This is a genomic window from Bacteroides ndongoniae (assembly GCF_900108345.1).
GTDB lineage: Bacteria > Bacteroidota > Bacteroidia > Bacteroidales > Bacteroidaceae > Bacteroides > Bacteroides ndongoniae.
Genome location: NZ_FNVV01000014.1, coordinates 728,642 through 744,256, shown reverse-complemented (window position 1 = coordinate 744,256; position 15,615 = coordinate 728,642). Strand labels below are relative to the sequence as shown.

Genomic DNA, 15,615 nt, shown 5'->3' with positions numbered 1-15,615 from the left:
TTCATTTTTCATTCTTCATTCTTCATTTTTATGTTTACCCTTATCTTAAAAACCCTATGGACCCGTCGCCGCCGCAATGGCTGGCTGCTGGCCGAACTGATACTGGTTGCTGTTCTTTCGTGGATTATCTTCGATCCTGTTATTGTGGTGACCTACGACCGTCACCTTCCGCTTGGCTACGATGCCGACCGCCTCTGCATGGTGTCCGTCGGTATGTTGCAACCGCAGGCGCCGGGCTATGATGCTCAGGCTACCGACTCTGCTTCGCTGATGCAGGCGTATCTGAATATCGTGGAACGTGCACGCCAGCATCCCGATGTAGAGCAGGCCACTCCCGTACTTTCTTTCGCATATCCCGGTTCGCAAGGAAGCAGTACTTCCACCCTGATGGCAGAAGGTGATACGGTGGGGCTTGACCTTATGTATGTTGAGTTTCTGCCCCATACACATTTCTTTGAAACATTCGGCTTCCGACCCGTGCAGGGCAGCATGACGCCCGAAGAATTGTCGGATCATACGTATGGCGGGATGAATGTTGTACTGAGTGAGTATGCACAGGAAGCCTTGTTTCACACCCGTGTTTACAACAAGAATCTGCGTTGCTGGATGACGAACGAGACGGATACGGTCTATTTGCCCGTTGTGGTAGGTGCGGTAGGAACTTTCAAGTACACCAACGACTGTCGTCCTGTTCCTGTCGCCTTCGAGCCGATATTGCATCCCGATATTCTTTCCAGTGTGAACGATATGCACGTAGTCATCCGTTTGAAGGAGGGTGTCAGCATGGACCGCTTCCTGCATGAGTTCCGTCCTTGGATGGTTCGCCAGATGCGGGCTGGTAACCTTTATGCACGCGACTTGCAGTCGTACGACAGCATCAACCGGATCAGTGAGTTTGGTACTGCGACGTCACTCTATCGCCGCAACCTGAGTATAGCCCTGTTCTTCCTTGTCAACCTCTGTTTAGGTGTTGTCGGTACCTTTTGGCTACAGACCCGTACGCGGCGCGAGGAGGTAGGCATTATGCTGTCCTACGGTGCTACGCCACGCCGCATTCGGCTTCAGTTGATGGGCGAAGGTGTGGTACTCACGACGGTAGCTACCCTGATAGGCTGCTTCCTCTACCTGCAATACGGGCTCAGCGAGGGACTGAATAAGGGAAGTGCCTGGATGACGAGCACCATGCCCTGTTGGGTGGACCACTTCGGGCTGCATTTCGCTATCGTGTCGCTCATCATCTACTTCATCCTGCTGGTCGTGGTACTGGTAGGTATCTATATTCCTGCGCGACGTATCAGCACCATTCCGCCGACGGAAGCGCTTAGGGATGAATAAAGTTGTCCTTATCTGTACGGATGTTCGCTGAAATCGAACAGAGTGTTCATTATCGGACACAGAACGAATTTTGTAAAGTGCAGATAATCAGATAAAAGCCTTTTTGGCATGACTTTTGAATTAAGTTCACTACAGAGGACACAGAGTTTCACAGAGGAGAAAAATGTAACTTTGTTCTCTCTATGGTGAATGAGACACCACAGATTACACAGATTTACACGGATTTAATTTGCCATCTGTGTTAATCTGAGTAATCTGTGGTAAAACAGAGATCTCAGTGTACTCTGAGGTGCAAAACAAAGAATATAATAACTATAAACAACATACAATTATGAACATGATTAAATTGACCGGTATCAACAAGATCTACCGTACAGACGAGATTGAAACTCAAGCATTGGAGAACGTGAACCTCGAAGTAGAACAAGGCGAATTCCTGAGTATTATGGGACCTTCCGGATGTGGAAAGTCCACTTTGCTTAACATTATGGGCTTGCTTGACACTCCTACCAGCGGTACCATCGAAATAGCCGGTACACGTGTTGAAGGAATGAAGGACAAAGAACTGGCTGCTTTCCGCAACAAGAATCTGGGCTTTGTGTTCCAGTCGTTCCATCTGATCAATTCGCTGAATGTGATAGACAATGTAGAATTGCCGTTGCTATATCGCAAGGTCTCTGCCAAGGAACGCCGTCGCCTGGCCGAAGAAGTATTGGAAAAGGTAGGACTTAGCCACCGTATGCGCCACATGCCTACACAGCTTTCCGGCGGTCAGTGCCAGCGTGTAGCCATAGCGCGTGCCATCATCGGAAATCCGGAGATTATCCTTGCCGACGAGCCTACCGGTAATTTGGACTCCAAGATGGGTGCCGAGGTTATGGATTTGTTGCACCAGCTGAACAAGGAAGACGGACGTACCATCGTAATGGTAACACACAACGAAAGCCAGGCCAAACAGACTACCCGTACCATCCGCTTCTTCGACGGACGTCAGATAGGATAAATTTAAATTATCAATCGGAACAGTGAAATGAAAACAAATATTATAGGTGTAATGATTGCATTGCTCTTGGCTTTTGCCGGAGCAATAGGTGCGTTGGCACAAGATGAACGGGTGAACGAAGTGCGGAAGGTGGACGATTTTTCTTCCATCAGGATAAAGGCGGTAGCCAATGTCGAGTTCACGCAGGGCGATAAATACTCCCTCCGCCTGGAAGGCAAGGAGAAATGGGTGAAGCTCACCACGACCGAAGTGAAGGACGGTTGCCTGGTCATCGATTTTAAAAGAGGTGAACAGAAGTCCATCAAAAAAATGGATGGTTTGAAACTGTACATCACAGCTCCTACTTTGGAATCGGCAGAAGTGACCGGCGTGGGTAGCCTGGAGTGTAAGGAACCCTTGAAACTGGACGACTTCACGTTGCGTATCAGCGGTGTAGGGTCTGCCGAAGTGGATGATCTGACTTGCCGTCGTTTCAACGTCAGTCTGAGCGGGGTGGGCGATGCCGAGGTGAACGTCGATTGCGACTACCTGAAAGCCCGCATGAGTGGCATCGGCAGTCTGGAGTTGAGAGGCAATGCCGATGAGGCCGACATATCGCGCAGCGGTATAGGCAGTGTGAATACGAAACGATTAAAAATTAAGAATTAAGAATTAAGAATGAAGAATTTATGGTGAATGAGAACGTATTGTTTACTCCAATTCATCATTCTTCATTCATCATTCTTCATTAATAACAGATTCTTCATTAAAAAGATGATCAAACAATATTTTCAACAAGCTTGGGCACAGCTCCGCCAGCAGCCGCTCATCAGCGGGGTGACGGTGGCGGGTACTGCCCTTTCCATCTTCCTCATCATGCTGGTGGTGATGATGCAGCAGGTGCAGGTCGAGCCTTTTGCGCCCGAAAGCAACCGCAACCGCTTTCTGCACGTGAAGTGGGGTAGCATCACCAACGAAGCGTGGGGCGACAGCAACAGCAATGGCCCGTGGAGCGCAACTACGCTGAAAGAAATCTACGGCAAGCTGACGACGCCCGAGGCTGTCACCGTCTATGTGGTCTATTCCCTACCCAAACCAATCAGCCTGCCCGGACAGCCCACTACGGCGGTCGATGTGCGCGAAACGGACAACCAGTTCTGGACGGTGTTCGACTTCGCCTTCACCGACGGAAAGCCCTTCGACCAGGCCACGTTCGATGCCGGCCGGCCGGTGGCCGTCATTACCGAAAGTGTGGCGCGCCTGCTGTTCGGCACGACAAAAGCCGTGGGAAAAGAATTTCTGCTGGCCCATGCGCCTTATCGGGTGTGCGGCGTGGTGACGGACGTATCGACGCTGGCCGAAACGGCCTACGCGCAGGTGTGGATTCCCTATACCTCGACCGACCAGGTGAACAACACGTGGGAGCACGACCTGATGGGCCTGATGAGTTGCACCATCCTGGCGCACGACCGCAGCGACTTCCCTGCCATCCGCGAGGAGGCTGCCCGGCGGTTGGATGAATTCAATAAGGTGATAGGCGAGAACGGTTATAAAATTATCAACCGCAACCGTCCTTACGATCAGGAGAAGAATGCCCTGGTAGCCGGCGCCAATGTGGAGCCGGATGTGACGGCTGCCCGCCGGACCCGTTTCATCATCTTCCTCATCCTGCTCATCGTGCCTGCCATCAACTTGAGCAGCATGACGCAGAGCCGCCTGCGCCGTCGTGTGGCGGAGATCGGGGTGCGTCGTGCCTTTGGCTGCACACGCATGGAACTGCTGGGACAGATACTGGGAGAGAACTTCATCGTCACCCTGCTGGCAGGTGTGTTGGGGCTGATAATCAGCCTGCTCTTTGCCTTCTTGTTGGGCGATATCCTTTTTGTACAGAGCTGGAACACTACGCTCAATCCGCCCGTGGTCGATGCCTCTATCCTGATACATGCCTCCACCTTCGGCTGGGCGTTGCTCTTCTGCTTCGTGCTCAACCTGCTCAGTACCGGTATTCCTGCCTGGCGGGCTTCGCGGATGAATATTGTGGAGGCGATAAATGGGAAGGCACATTAATCAAGTGGACAAGGAAACGAGTTAACGAGACCACAAGGAATTATGGTTAGTTGACAAGGAAACGAGGCTTCAGACCACAAGGACTAGCCTTGTTAACTCGTCAACTTGTCAACTCGTCAACTAAAAATAAGAAAATATGAACAAGAAACTATTTACCCAAATACGAAACGAATGGCGCAGCAACCTGTGGCTGGCGCTGGAGTTGCTGGTGGTGAGTGTGGTGATGTGGTACATTATCGATCTGCTCTACTGCCGCGTGGCTACCTATATGGAGCCGCGTGGCTTCGACACGGAGCATTGCTACCTGATAGATATGGGCGTGCTCACCGACAAGAGTCCCGACTATACATCTTATAGCGATACCCACAAGCAGAGCGACGAAGTGCGCGAGCTGGTGGAACGTTTGCGCCGCCGCCCCGAGGTGGAAGCTGTCAGCTTGTCGCAAAATTCCTATCCTTATAATGGTAGTAACGGCTCAGCGGAAGTGGACTACGACACGCTTCATGCGCCCCGCTGGACCATCCGTCGCATTGTGACGCCCGACTTCGTACGCGTGTTCCGTTACCAGGGAACGCGCGGTGAGACGTCCGAACAGCTGGCTGAAATATTGGAGCGCGGCGACTTCCTGGCTTCGGACAACCTGTATCGCAAGTACAGCATCCCGATGACGTCGCTGGTTGGCAAGAAGGAATTTTACCTGTTCGGAGATACGGCCCAGATGTACCGTTTGGGCGCCGCCTTGCAGAATGTGCGCTACGACGACTTCAGTCAGGCACGTTCCAGCTATTCCATGGCGTTCAACATGAATTTGCTGTCGGATGATTGGATTCATGCTGACAATGAACTCTGCGTCCGCGTCCGTGCCGACCGTGACCAGAACTTCATGGAGAACCTGAAAGCCGACAGCGAGAAGCAGTTCCGCATAGGCAATCTCTACATCAGTGACATCAGGAGTTTCAAGGACATCCGTCGCAGCTTCCAGCAAGGCGAGACCAGCGAGATGCGCAACTTGGTTGTGGGCATGGGCTTCCTGCTGCTGAATATTTTCTTGGGACTGCTCGGTACGTTCTGGTTCCGTACGCAGCAGCGCCGGGGCGAGATTGCTCTGCACAAGGCGATGGGTGCCACGGACGGTGCGGTGTTCGGCCGCCTGATGAGTGAAGGTATTTTCCTGTTACTGATCGTTACCGTGCTTGCCGTCATTATTGACATCGTACTGGCTCACTTCGAACTGAACAGCTGGCGCAACGGCACTACACTGGAGTGGCCACGCCTGGCTTTCTGTATTGCCTCTACCTTTATTCTTATTGCCGCTATGATCGGTGTCGGCATTGGCATTCCGGCACGACGCGCCATGAAGGTGCAGCCGGCGGAAGCGTTGCACGATGAGTAAGGGGCCTCACCCCTGGCCCCTCTCCCAGAGAGAGGAGAGGAAAGGAGGGGATTGGGCTTCCGAGACTTGGGCAGTTTGCTCTGGTTTAATATGGATAAACTTGCAGTTTAGTACGGATAAACTCACAGTTTAATACGGATAAACTGGCAGTTTAATGCGGTTAAACTCACAGTTTAATATGGATAAATAAAAATAAACTGGCATGTTTCTATCTGTCAGCTGGTTAGAAATAAGCGTAACTGCCAATTCATGCCCGTAAGACTTGAACTGTTCGTTTGCGAACCCTAAATGAAATTGTTATTATAAAGAAATGACTGAAATGAAAAAAACTTCCCATACCTTCCACTTTCCCCTCTCCTTGGGAGAGGGGTCGGGGGTAAGGCTCTATTTCCAGCAGGCTCTTTACCACCTGCGCGAGAACCCTGTCATCAGCTGGATATCCGTGCTGGGTACGGCGTTGTCCATCTGTATGATTATGGTCATCGTCATTACCTTGCGGGTACGTATAGCCGACTGCGAACCGGAGGTGAACCGTAGTCGTTCGCTCTACGTGCCCAACATGTCCTACCGAGCCAAGGGCGATACAAGCGGCAGTTCGGCCAATTCGAGCATGTCGGTACAGACGGGGCGCGAATGTTTCAAAACGCTGACCACGGCCGAGGCTGTCACACTGGCATCGAATCCCGGCAAGGTGCGTGTCTCGCTGCCTGCCGGTGCCAAGATGACGGCCGACATGGTGCAGACCGATGAGGCCTTCTGGCAGGTGTTTCGCTTCCGCTTTCTCGACGGCAAGCCCTTCACGGCAGCCGATCTGAGCAGCGGTCTGCCCCGTGCCGTCATTGCAGCCTCGGTGGCCCGTCGCCTGTTCGGGCGGACGGACGTCAGCGGGCAGCACATAGAGCTGAACCACGTGGACTTCCAGGTGTGCGGCGTGGTGGCCGACGTCTCCATGTTGGCTACGGATGCCTATGCTCAGGTATGGATACCCTATACGGCGGGCGACGCGGAGGCCAACTCGTGGGGCTACAATCTGATGGGGCCGATGCGTGCCGTTATCCTGGCTCGCAGTCGGGCAGACTTTCCCGCCATCCGCGAGGAGTGCGAACGCCTGCGGCAGAAGTATAACGATGCGCAGGAGGGAGTGGAGGTGTTCTACCGCGGACAACCCGACACACAGTTCACACACCTTTACCGCTCGTGGAGCCAGGAGCCCGACGTGCAGGGCGTGGTGTTGCGCTACGTGGCCGTGATGCTCATCCTGCTCATCGTGCCTGCCATCAACCTGAGCAGCATGACCCTGTCGCGGATGCGGAAACGAATGGCAGAAATCGGGGTACGCAAGGCCTTCGGTGCTACGGCCAACGAACTGATGCGCCAGGTCTTTCTGGAGAATCTGCTGCTGACCTGTCTGGCAGGCCTGTTGGGACTGCTGCTGAGCTATGCCGCCACCTTTGTGCTGAACGGCTTCCTCTTCGGCAACTCTACCAACGCCTATCTGTCGGGTGAGACCAGTCTGACGGCGGGCGAATTGCTCAGTCCGTGGATCTTCCTGGCTGCCTTTGGCTTCTGCCTGCTGATGAACCTGCTCAGCGCAGGCATTCCCGCCTGGCGGGCGTCGAGGATGAATATTGTGGAGGCAATAAATGGGAAGGCATAGCCTCACCCCTAACCCCTCTCCCAAGGAGAGGGGAAATGAGAATGATAGGTAGTATTATAGTATAATAAATAACCGCCATATCCTTCCTCCCCTCTCCTTGGGAGAGGGGTCGGGGGTGAGGCTTTACATTATGAACAAGAAACTATTTACTCAAATACGGAATGAATGGCGCAGCAATTTCTTCCTTGCGCTGGAGCTGCTGGTAGTCTTCGTGGTGCTGTGGTACATTGTGGACTGGTGCTGTACGACGGCGCGTGTCTACTTTGCACCGATGGGCTTCGATACGGAGCATTGTTATAACCTGACGATGAACCGGCTGACTCCCAACTCCGCCCTCTATGAAGAAGGCCATACGGCGGAGGACGATATGGATGCCCTGCTGGAGATAGCCGAACGCTTGCGCCACCGTCCCGGCGTGGAGGCGGTAGCCATTTCGCAGAACAGCGTTCCTTATAATAACGGAAGTAACGGCATTGAAACGTTTGTAGATACGGTGTCTGTTTATGCCATGCTCCGTCTGGTGCAGCCCGACTTTATGCGCCTGTTCCGCATTCGTGGGGTAGCTGTGCAGGATGCCGGCGGAAAGACGGTGCGGACTGCAAGTCCTGACTCGCTGGCCGCCGTGCTGGGTCCGGGAACGATGATCCTGTCGCGCAACGTGACAGCGAAGTATGAGGAACTGAACATGGCTGATGCCACACCGTTGCTGGGTCGTCAACTGCCTTTGTGGGAGCAGGACAGTGACTCCCGTCTGCGCGTAGCCGGCATTGCCGAGCCCATGCGCTGGAATCATTTCACGACAGCCGACCAGTGGGGAGGCCCCTTCCTGGCGACGGACTTCCCGCGCGAGGCGATGGTGCAATACGAAAATCCCGCGTACCTGCAACTGAGCTTGCGCGTCACCCCCGAGGCCGACCATGGCTTTGTGGACGAGCTGATGGCCGATGCCGATCGTCTCTATCGTGTAGGGAATGTTTATATTCTGGATGTTCAGCCCTTCACACAGTTGCGCTATATCAGCGAACTGGAGGATGTGAACGAAGTGCGCACGCAGCTCTGCATCCTGGGCTTCCTGTTGCTTAATATCTTCCTGGGCGTTATCGGTACCTTCTGGTTTCGTACGCAACACCGTCGTCAGGAGGTAGCCCTCCGCATGGCGATGGGCAGCACACGGCGGGGCATCTTCCTTCGCCTGATTACCGAAGGGCTGTTGCTGCTGACGCTGGCTGCTGTGCCTGCCACGGTTATTGCCTTGAACATTGGCGTGGCCGAATTGGTGGACGTCAATAGGTTGCCTTTCGACACTTTGCGCTTCCTGCTTGCCCTTGTGCTCTCGTGGCTGCTGATGGCACTGATGATTGTGGTGGGCGTGTGGTATCCGGCCCGTCGGGCGATGAAGGTGCAGCCGGCGGAGGCGTTGCACGATGAGTAAGGGGCCTCACCCCCGGCCCCTCTCCCGGGGAGAGGGGAGATGAAAACGATTGTATGTGCAATGATAGACAGTTTGGCGGGTAACCGTTTTTCAATTAACCATTAACCATTTATAATTAACCATTTTATAATGAAACATGCTTTGTTACACAATTTACGCTCTCTTCTCAACCAGCTGAAGCAGCACCGTTTTTATACGGCGGTGTGTGTGGTGGGAACGGCGGTTACCATTGCCTTTGTGATGGTGGTGGTGATGGTCTACGATTTTCGTACGGCCGATGTCGCGCCGGAGACCCGACGCAGCCGTGTGCTTTACAATTACGGTACCCAGTGCATGCGCCCCGATGGCACGAACATGTGGGGCTATCGGGCCTTGGGGCCTACGGCGTTCCATGCCTTCTTCGACAGCCTGCCGGGCGTGGACGAACTGACCTGGCACAGCGGACTGAGCAAGGCGGTGTGTTCCTTGCCTGCTTCGTCCGACCGCCATTCCGTATTGCTTCGTGCCGTGGCTGCCAACTGGTTCGACTTTTTCCGTTACGACTTTGTAGCCGGACGTCCTTTTACCAAGGCCGAATACGATGCCGGACGTGCAGCCTTCGAGAAAGCCGATGACGAGTGGCGGCTTGTCCGCAACCGTGAAGACGACGTAGTGCGCCGTTTCGTCGTCATCAGCGAGCGGCTGGCAGGACAGTTGTTTGGCGGAGCTGCCGGGGCAGTGGGCAAGCAACTGTTGCTGGACTTTCAGGAGGCGCGCGTAGTGGGCGTGGTGCGTGACGTCAGCTCCATCTTTCAGACCGCCTATGCCGACGTGTGGGAACCTTTCACCCTGATGAATGAGGAGCACCTCGATCCGAACCTCGCTACTGCCGGTCTGCTGGGCTTCCGCTATGCCGTCCTCCATCTGTCGCCCGGCACATCGCCTGACGCAGTACGTACCGAAGTGAACCGGCGGATGGAGCAGCTCAACAAGCAAGGGCTGGAGTATGTCCTGAAGGATCCGCGGCTCTATACACATACGGACTACACCTTCTTCCGCGACAGCAGTATCAGTGCCAGTCTGGTCTATGTGCTGTTGCTGCTGATTCTGTTAGTGGTACCTGCCGTGGGCATATCGGGGCTGGTGCATGCTCAGATGCAGAGTCGCCTGGGCGAGATAGCCATCCGCAAGGCTTATGGAGCCTCTAATGCCAACATCATCGGTCACTTGTTTGCCGAGAGCCTGTGTACTACCTTGATAGGCGGTGTGCTGGGCTATGCCTTGTCGTGCGTGCTGGTGGTGGCGGGCGGTACGTGGCTGTTCGGTACGGGCGGTGTAGAGTTGGAAGGTATCCTGTTGGGCAGCGACCTGCTGCTGCGGCCTTCGTTGTTCGTGGCAGTGCTGGCGGCGTGCCTGGTGTTCAACGCACTATCTACGCTGCTGCCGGCCTGGATGGCGGTACACCGCAACATTTCATACACATTAACGGGAGGAGAATAAGATTATGTGGAGACAAATATACAGACAGATGTGGAACCAACGGCGTGCCAACGCATGGCTGTGGGTGGAGTTGTGTATCGTAACCGTACTGCTGTGGTATGGCATCGATTTAGTGTACAATTACGAAGGAGCCGCCTGGCAGCCTAAAGGTTACGACACGTCGTGTGTGTTCGACCTGACCGTGGGGGACAAACCATTGGAAGTCATCAACGATGCCGACAACCAGCAGGCGGGGAAAGATTTCGCTTACCTGTACAACCTGATTAAGGACTATCCCGGCGTGGAGGAAGTCTGTGCCTATCACGGCAGCATTCCCTATACGGGCGATGCAATGTTAGAGGGTTATGCCTCTCATACCGATTCGGCACATGTGGTGTCGTGTTTCATCCGTTATGTCACGCCTTCTTATTTCAAGGTGTTCCGTCTGAAACCCATTGCCGGGCAACTGGACGAAGCGCACTGGTCGCCGGCCGAATATCCCATGCCCGCCCTGATGAGTGTAGACCTGACAGATTCCCTGTTCCATCAGCCCAACGTGGCCGACGCTGTAGGCAAGACCTGTTTCAATCCCTACTGGCTGAAGCGGGACAATCCGGTGACCAATTATCGGGTGGCTGCTGTCCTGCCCCGGCACAAGCTGGGCGATTACGAGCGCTACGAACCGTTTATCTATCTGCCTGCCCAGCAGGCTTTCTGGTGGCAGCACGTGGCGATACGCGTTGCTCCCGATCAGGTGGCCGGTTTTGCCGAGCGTTTTCGCAAGGATATGCAGCCGGTGTTCGACCGGGGCATCTTCTACCTGAACACCATCCGGTCGTACGACGACATGAAAGAAGCCTACGACATACAGCAGGGCACGGTGAACTACCTGAATACAGTCTATGCCGTGGCGGCCTTTTTCCTGTTCAATATCTTCCTGTGTGTGTTTGCCACTTTCTGGTATCGCACCCGCAAGCGCCGTTGCGAAGTGGCCCTGCGTATGGCTATGGGCAGCAGCCGTCGCACGGTGATGGGGTATTTTCTGCTGGAAGGTCTTGCACTTCTGTTGCTGGCAGCCGTTCCGGCCTTGCTCATCGCTTTCAACATTCAGCTGGCCGACCTCACGGTACATACGCTGGTCGATGTTTCGGCTGCCCGTTTTGTGGGATGTTTCTGTGCGGCGTTGCTGCTGATGGCACTGATCATTCTTGCCGGTATCTGGTATCCTGCCCGTCAGGCGATGAAAGTGCAGCCCGCCGAAGCGTTGCACGACGAGTAGTCCACGCAGATAAAGAGGGCGTTATTTTTTCCTAGTTAGGAAAAAAATATTCCCCAGTTAGCAAAAAATTTTTTCCTAACTGGGGAATTTTTCTTTCTTGTTTTCAGGAGTTATATCTCATTCCGTCCGTTTGCAGGCATTCACCTGGAAGAATTCGTTGAATATGGTTTCGTAGTTGCCATGCAGCAGGATGTGATGATTTCCCAACGGGTTCTTCAGGAAATAATCAGCCGGTGAGTTCAGGCGGACACGTACCTGTGTGCGGCACATGTTGATGTAGTTGGTGTTCTCGGTCAGCGTGCCGGTAGTCAGGTAGTATTCGTCCAGGCATTCGCCTCCGCATTTGACGATGGTCACGTCGCCGGTAGGCAGCAAGCCCTGAATGCCGATGCTCAGTTCGGTCTCGAAGTGACTGCGAAGGATGAACTTCTCGGTCTGTTTCAGTCCTACGGTGCAGTGGGCCAATACAATTTCGTTGGTACGTGCGTTGATCATGGAAGGGTTGGCCATGAATGCCGATTTACCTGTGAGAGTCTTTACCACCAGCATGGTGAAAACCGACTGCAGGTCGCCTTCGCATCCGGCAATGATGCCTTCGTCGTTCAGCAGCGAGAGGGCCAGACAGCCTGTAGCCCCCGTCAGCTCTATCAGCTTGAAGCAGCTCAATGTCAGGGCCGAGAGTTTTTCTTCTTCTACGATGCGCTTGACGGCCTGGTATATCTTCATGGCTTTCAGCATGTCGTCGGCCGATGCTTCACGGCAGGCCAGTGCCTGTCCGGCCAGCTGGGCAGCGGCTTCGCCCACTTCGTCGTCGGTAAGTGCATTGAAATATTCAACGACCCGTTCCAGCGGGATGTCTACGTATTCGATGCCCCAGCGGCGTTTGGCCAGCAGATAATCCACATTGCTGGAGATGAGCCAGCTTGAAGGCGTACCGATAACACCGATGCGCGATCCGGAGATTTGATGTTGCGCCTTGAAGTTATTGTACATGACAAATATGCGTCTGACGATTTCCGTCAGTTCGCCATGCAGAATTTCGCTTTTCATGCCTCGCGTACGGAGCCAGGATGATATCTCAAGAGCAGCAGCCAGCGAGTTCTGCATTCCGTCGGCTAAAAATACGGCCGGGCGGGGCAACGATTCAAAATGCTGGATAACCATCCGTTCTACTCCGCCGGTAGCGATAAACAACAGGCAGAAATCGTCGGGAGATATTTTGTCTATATCTTGACAATCGATGAATTTGAGGGTGAAATATTTTTCCAACTCGGTCAGTACCGTTTCGTGAGAACTGCGGATGGAAGCTTGCTTGTGCAGTGGAGATGCAAATGTAATCAGATTGAGGACCATGATATTATTTTTGGTTTTAGCTATTAACGGTTTAGTAACTCAAAGGTAAGGCTTTCTTTTTATTTGGCATAACGTTTTTAATATAGATAAGGTTTTTAAAGTTTTTATGTCTGCTGTTTCCGTTGATTCCAAATAAATCGCTACTTTTGTGGCTTTAAACAAAAAGAATGCAAATTATTGAATAATAGAAGAAGATTTTAAAGTTCGAATCATGCCTAAAATATCTATTCGTGGAACAGAGATGCCCGCTTCGCCTATCCGCAAGCTGGCTCCTCTGGCAGATGCAGCCAAACAAAGAGGAATACACGTCTTTCATCTGAACATCGGACAGCCCGACCTGCCCACGCCGCAGGTGGCGATCGATGCGATACGCAATATTGACCGGACTGTCTTGGAGTATAGCCCGAGCCAGGGATACCGCAGTTACCGCGAAAAGCTGGTGGGCTATTACGAAAAGTACAATATACACCTGACTGCCGACGACATTATCATTACGTCCGGCGGTTCCGAGGCGGTGCTTTTCTCGTTCATGGCCTGCCTGAACCCGGGAGACGAAATCATCGTTCCCGAGCCGGCGTATGCCAACTACATGGCATTTGCCATTTCGGCGGGTGCCAAGATACGCACCATTGCAACGACCATTGAAGAGGGATTCTCGTTGCCGAAGGTGGAGAAATTCGAAGAACTGATCAACGAGCGTACCCGTGCCATCCTGATCTGCAACCCGAACAATCCGACCGGCTATTTGTATACCCGTCGCGAGATGAACCAGATACGCGATCTGGTGAAGAAGTATGACCTGTTCCTCTTCTCCGATGAGGTGTATCGTGAGTTTATCTATACCGGTTCGCCTTACATCTCGGCTTGCCATCTGGAAGGTATCGAGCAGAATGTGGTGTTGATTGATTCTGTTTCCAAGCGTTATTCGGAGTGCGGTATCCGTATCGGTGCTCTGATTACGAAGAACAAGGAGATACGCGATGCTGTGATGAAGTTCTGTCAGGCACGTCTCAGTCCTCCGTTGATTGGGCAGATTGCTGCCGAGGCTTCGCTCGATGCCGGCGAGGATTACTTGCGCGATACGTACGACGAATATGTAGAACGCCGTAAATGCCTGATCGATGGTCTGAACCGTATTCCCGGTGTTTATTCGCCCATTCCGATGGGTGCTTTCTATACGGTGGCCAAACTTCCGGTCGACGATTCCGACAAGTTCTGTGCCTGGTGTTTGTCCGAGTTCGAATACGAAGGGCAGACAGTGTTCATGGCTCCGGCTTCGGGGTTCTATACCACTCCGGGAGCCGGGCGCAATGAAGTGCGTATTGCCTATGTATTGAAGAAAGAAGATCTGACCCGTGCCCTTTTTGTACTGCAGAAAGCGCTTGAGGCCTATCCGGGGAGAGTAGACTGATGAGTCTTTCCTTGTTTCTAGCCAGACGTATTTATCGGGGAGACGATGCCGGCCGGCAAGTCTCCCGTCCGGCGGTGCTGATTGCCATGACAGGCATTGCCATCGGGCTGGCGGTGATGATTATTACCGTGTCGGTGATAGTGGGCTTCAAAAGTGAGGTACGCGAAAAGATAATTGGTTTCGGTTCGCACATACAAGTCACCAATCTGGAACAGGCCCGTTCTTACGAGACTTTTCCGGTAGTGGCCGACGATAGTCTGCTGGCCATACTTTCCGACTATCCCGAGGTGAGCCATGTGCAGCGCTATTCCACCAAGATGGGAATGGTAAAGACAGCCGAGGCTTTTCAAGGTATGCTGCTGAAAGGCATCGGACCGGAGTATGACCTGTCCTTTTTCCGGAATCATCTGTTGGAAGGGGAGTTTCCGCAGTTCAGCGATTCGGCTTCGTCCAACAGGGTGGTTATCTCGAAATCGCTGGCCGACAAACTGAAGTTGAAGCTGGGCGACAAGATTGATACGTATTACATACAAGACGATATCCGTGCCCGTCGGTTGAAAATTGTGGGTATTTACCAGACTAATCTGGCCGAGTATGACAATCTGTTTATGCTGACCGACTTGTGCCTTGTGAACCGTTTGAACAAATGGGAGTCTGACCAGGCGAGCGGCATTGAACTATCTTTGCGCGATTACAATCGTCTGGAAGAGATGACCTACGAGATTGGGGACGACCTGAATGGGGTAATCGACCGTTTCGGACAGGAATACTGTGTGCGTAACATCGAACAGCTCAATCCTTCCATCTTTGCCTGGCTCGGCATTCTGGACGTCAACATCTGGGTGATTCTGGTGCTGATGATCGGTGTGGCCGGCTTTACCATGATTTCGGGCCTTCTGATTATCATTATCGAGCGCACTTCGATGATCGGTGTGCTGAAGTCTTTAGGAGCCAACAATGATACCATACGCAGACTGTTCCTGTGGTTTGCCGTCTTTCTTATCGGGAAAGGCATGCTGTGGGGCAATGCTATCGGACTGGCTTTCTACTTCGTACAGCGTCATTTCGGATTGTTCAAGCTCGATCCCGAAACCTATTATATGGACACCGTCCCTGTATCTTTCAACATCTGGCTGTTTCTGCTGCTGAATGTGGGCACGTTGCTGGCTTCGGTGCTGATGCTGCTGGGACCCTCGTACCTTATTACGCGCATCCATCCGGCCAATTCCATGCGTTACGAATAGGAAG

At 53.1% G+C, this 15,615-nt stretch carries 12 protein-coding genes; 11 read left to right on the top strand and 1 reads right to left on the bottom strand.

What is annotated here, in order from left to right; genetic code table 11:
• Positions 1 to 30 precede the first annotated feature (30 nt).
• The 9 genes from BQ5591_RS14090 to BQ5591_RS14050 all read left to right on the top strand — a co-directional run bounded on the left by BQ5591_RS14090 (position 31) and on the right by BQ5591_RS14050 (position 11,603).
• Complete coding sequence (locus BQ5591_RS14090) at positions 31 to 1,335, top strand: ABC transporter permease (RefSeq protein ID WP_071149834.1); 1,305 nt, start codon at positions 31 to 33, stop codon at positions 1,333 to 1,335.
• Positions 1,336 to 1,672: 337 nt separating this feature from the next.
• The gene (locus tag BQ5591_RS14085; RefSeq protein ID WP_071150737.1) at positions 1,673 to 2,338 is read left to right on the top strand and encodes an ABC transporter ATP-binding protein; all 666 of its coding nucleotides are present in this window, start codon (positions 1,673 to 1,675) and stop codon (positions 2,336 to 2,338) included.
• A 27-nt stretch (positions 2,339 to 2,365) separates the two neighbouring features.
• Positions 2,366 to 2,986 carry a head GIN domain-containing protein gene (locus tag BQ5591_RS14080; RefSeq protein ID WP_071149833.1) on the top strand — a complete coding sequence of 207 codons (621 nt, stop codon included), beginning with the start codon at positions 2,366 to 2,368 and terminating at the stop codon, positions 2,984 to 2,986.
• Between the two features lie 105 nt (positions 2,987 to 3,091).
• Positions 3,092 to 4,384: an ABC transporter permease gene (locus BQ5591_RS14075; protein ID WP_071149832.1), complete on the top strand. Its 1,293-nt coding sequence runs from the start codon at positions 3,092 to 3,094 to the stop codon at positions 4,382 to 4,384.
• Between the two features lie 136 nt (positions 4,385 to 4,520).
• Positions 4,521 to 5,777 carry an ABC transporter permease gene (locus tag BQ5591_RS14070; protein WP_071149831.1) on the top strand — a complete coding sequence of 419 codons (1,257 nt, stop codon included), beginning with the start codon at positions 4,521 to 4,523 and terminating at the stop codon, positions 5,775 to 5,777.
• Between the two features lie 319 nt (positions 5,778 to 6,096).
• The gene (locus tag BQ5591_RS14065; RefSeq protein ID WP_071150736.1) at positions 6,097 to 7,434 is read left to right on the top strand and encodes an ABC transporter permease; all 1,338 of its coding nucleotides are present in this window, start codon (positions 6,097 to 6,099) and stop codon (positions 7,432 to 7,434) included.
• Positions 7,435 to 7,564: 130 nt separating this feature from the next.
• Positions 7,565 to 8,866 (top strand): ABC transporter permease, encoded by a 1,302-nt coding sequence (locus BQ5591_RS14060; RefSeq protein WP_071149830.1) that lies wholly within the window; start codon positions 7,565 to 7,567, stop codon positions 8,864 to 8,866.
• A 141-nt stretch (positions 8,867 to 9,007) separates the two neighbouring features.
• Positions 9,008 to 10,345: an ABC transporter permease gene (locus BQ5591_RS14055; protein WP_235817096.1), complete on the top strand. Its 1,338-nt coding sequence runs from the start codon at positions 9,008 to 9,010 to the stop codon at positions 10,343 to 10,345.
• 4 nt (positions 10,346 to 10,349) lie between these two features.
• Entirely contained in the window at positions 10,350 to 11,603 is a 1,254-nt protein-coding gene (locus BQ5591_RS14050; protein WP_071149828.1) for an ABC transporter permease, read from the top strand.
• 117 nt (positions 11,604 to 11,720) lie between these two features.
• Here the strand turns inward: BQ5591_RS14050 and BQ5591_RS14045 are convergent, their stop codons facing one another.
• On the bottom strand, positions 11,721 to 12,956 hold the full coding sequence (locus BQ5591_RS14045; protein ID WP_071149827.1) for a fucose isomerase: 1,236 nt from the start codon (positions 12,954 to 12,956) through the stop codon (positions 11,721 to 11,723).
• 211 nt (positions 12,957 to 13,167) lie between these two features.
• Here BQ5591_RS14045 and BQ5591_RS14040 point away from each other — a divergent pair, with 211 nt between their 5' ends.
• Positions 13,168 to 14,367: a pyridoxal phosphate-dependent aminotransferase gene (locus BQ5591_RS14040; RefSeq protein WP_022163986.1), complete on the top strand. Its 1,200-nt coding sequence runs from the start codon at positions 13,168 to 13,170 to the stop codon at positions 14,365 to 14,367.
• Positions 14,367 to 15,611, top strand: coding sequence for an ABC transporter permease (locus BQ5591_RS14035; RefSeq protein ID WP_071149826.1), 1,245 nt, complete (start codon positions 14,367 to 14,369; stop codon positions 15,609 to 15,611). Before BQ5591_RS14040 ends, BQ5591_RS14035 begins: the two co-directional genes overlap by 1 nt.
• Positions 15,612 to 15,615: the final 4 nt, after the last annotated feature.

Coding starts and splice junctions, on each gene's coding strand:
- BQ5591_RS14080 (WP_071149833.1), top strand. CDS start 2,366: ATGAAAACAAATATTATAGGTGTAATGATTGCATTGCTCTTGGCTTTT.
- BQ5591_RS14070 (WP_071149831.1), top strand. CDS start 4,521: ATGAACAAGAAACTATTTACCCAAATACGAAACGAATGGCGCAGCAAC.
- BQ5591_RS14045 (WP_071149827.1), bottom strand. CDS start 12,956: ATGGTCCTCAATCTGATTACATTTGCATCTCCACTGCACAAGCAAGCT.
- BQ5591_RS14040 (WP_022163986.1), top strand. CDS start 13,168: ATGCCTAAAATATCTATTCGTGGAACAGAGATGCCCGCTTCGCCTATC.
- BQ5591_RS14060 (WP_071149830.1), top strand. CDS start 7,565: ATGAACAAGAAACTATTTACTCAAATACGGAATGAATGGCGCAGCAAT.
- BQ5591_RS14085 (WP_071150737.1), top strand. CDS start 1,673: ATGATTAAATTGACCGGTATCAACAAGATCTACCGTACAGACGAGATT.
- BQ5591_RS14065 (WP_071150736.1), top strand. CDS start 6,097: ATGAAAAAAACTTCCCATACCTTCCACTTTCCCCTCTCCTTGGGAGAG.
- BQ5591_RS14050 (WP_071149828.1), top strand. CDS start 10,350: ATGTGGAGACAAATATACAGACAGATGTGGAACCAACGGCGTGCCAAC.
- BQ5591_RS14090 (WP_071149834.1), top strand. CDS start 31: ATGTTTACCCTTATCTTAAAAACCCTATGGACCCGTCGCCGCCGCAAT.
- BQ5591_RS14035 (WP_071149826.1), top strand. CDS start 14,367: ATGAGTCTTTCCTTGTTTCTAGCCAGACGTATTTATCGGGGAGACGAT.
- BQ5591_RS14075 (WP_071149832.1), top strand. CDS start 3,092: ATGATCAAACAATATTTTCAACAAGCTTGGGCACAGCTCCGCCAGCAG.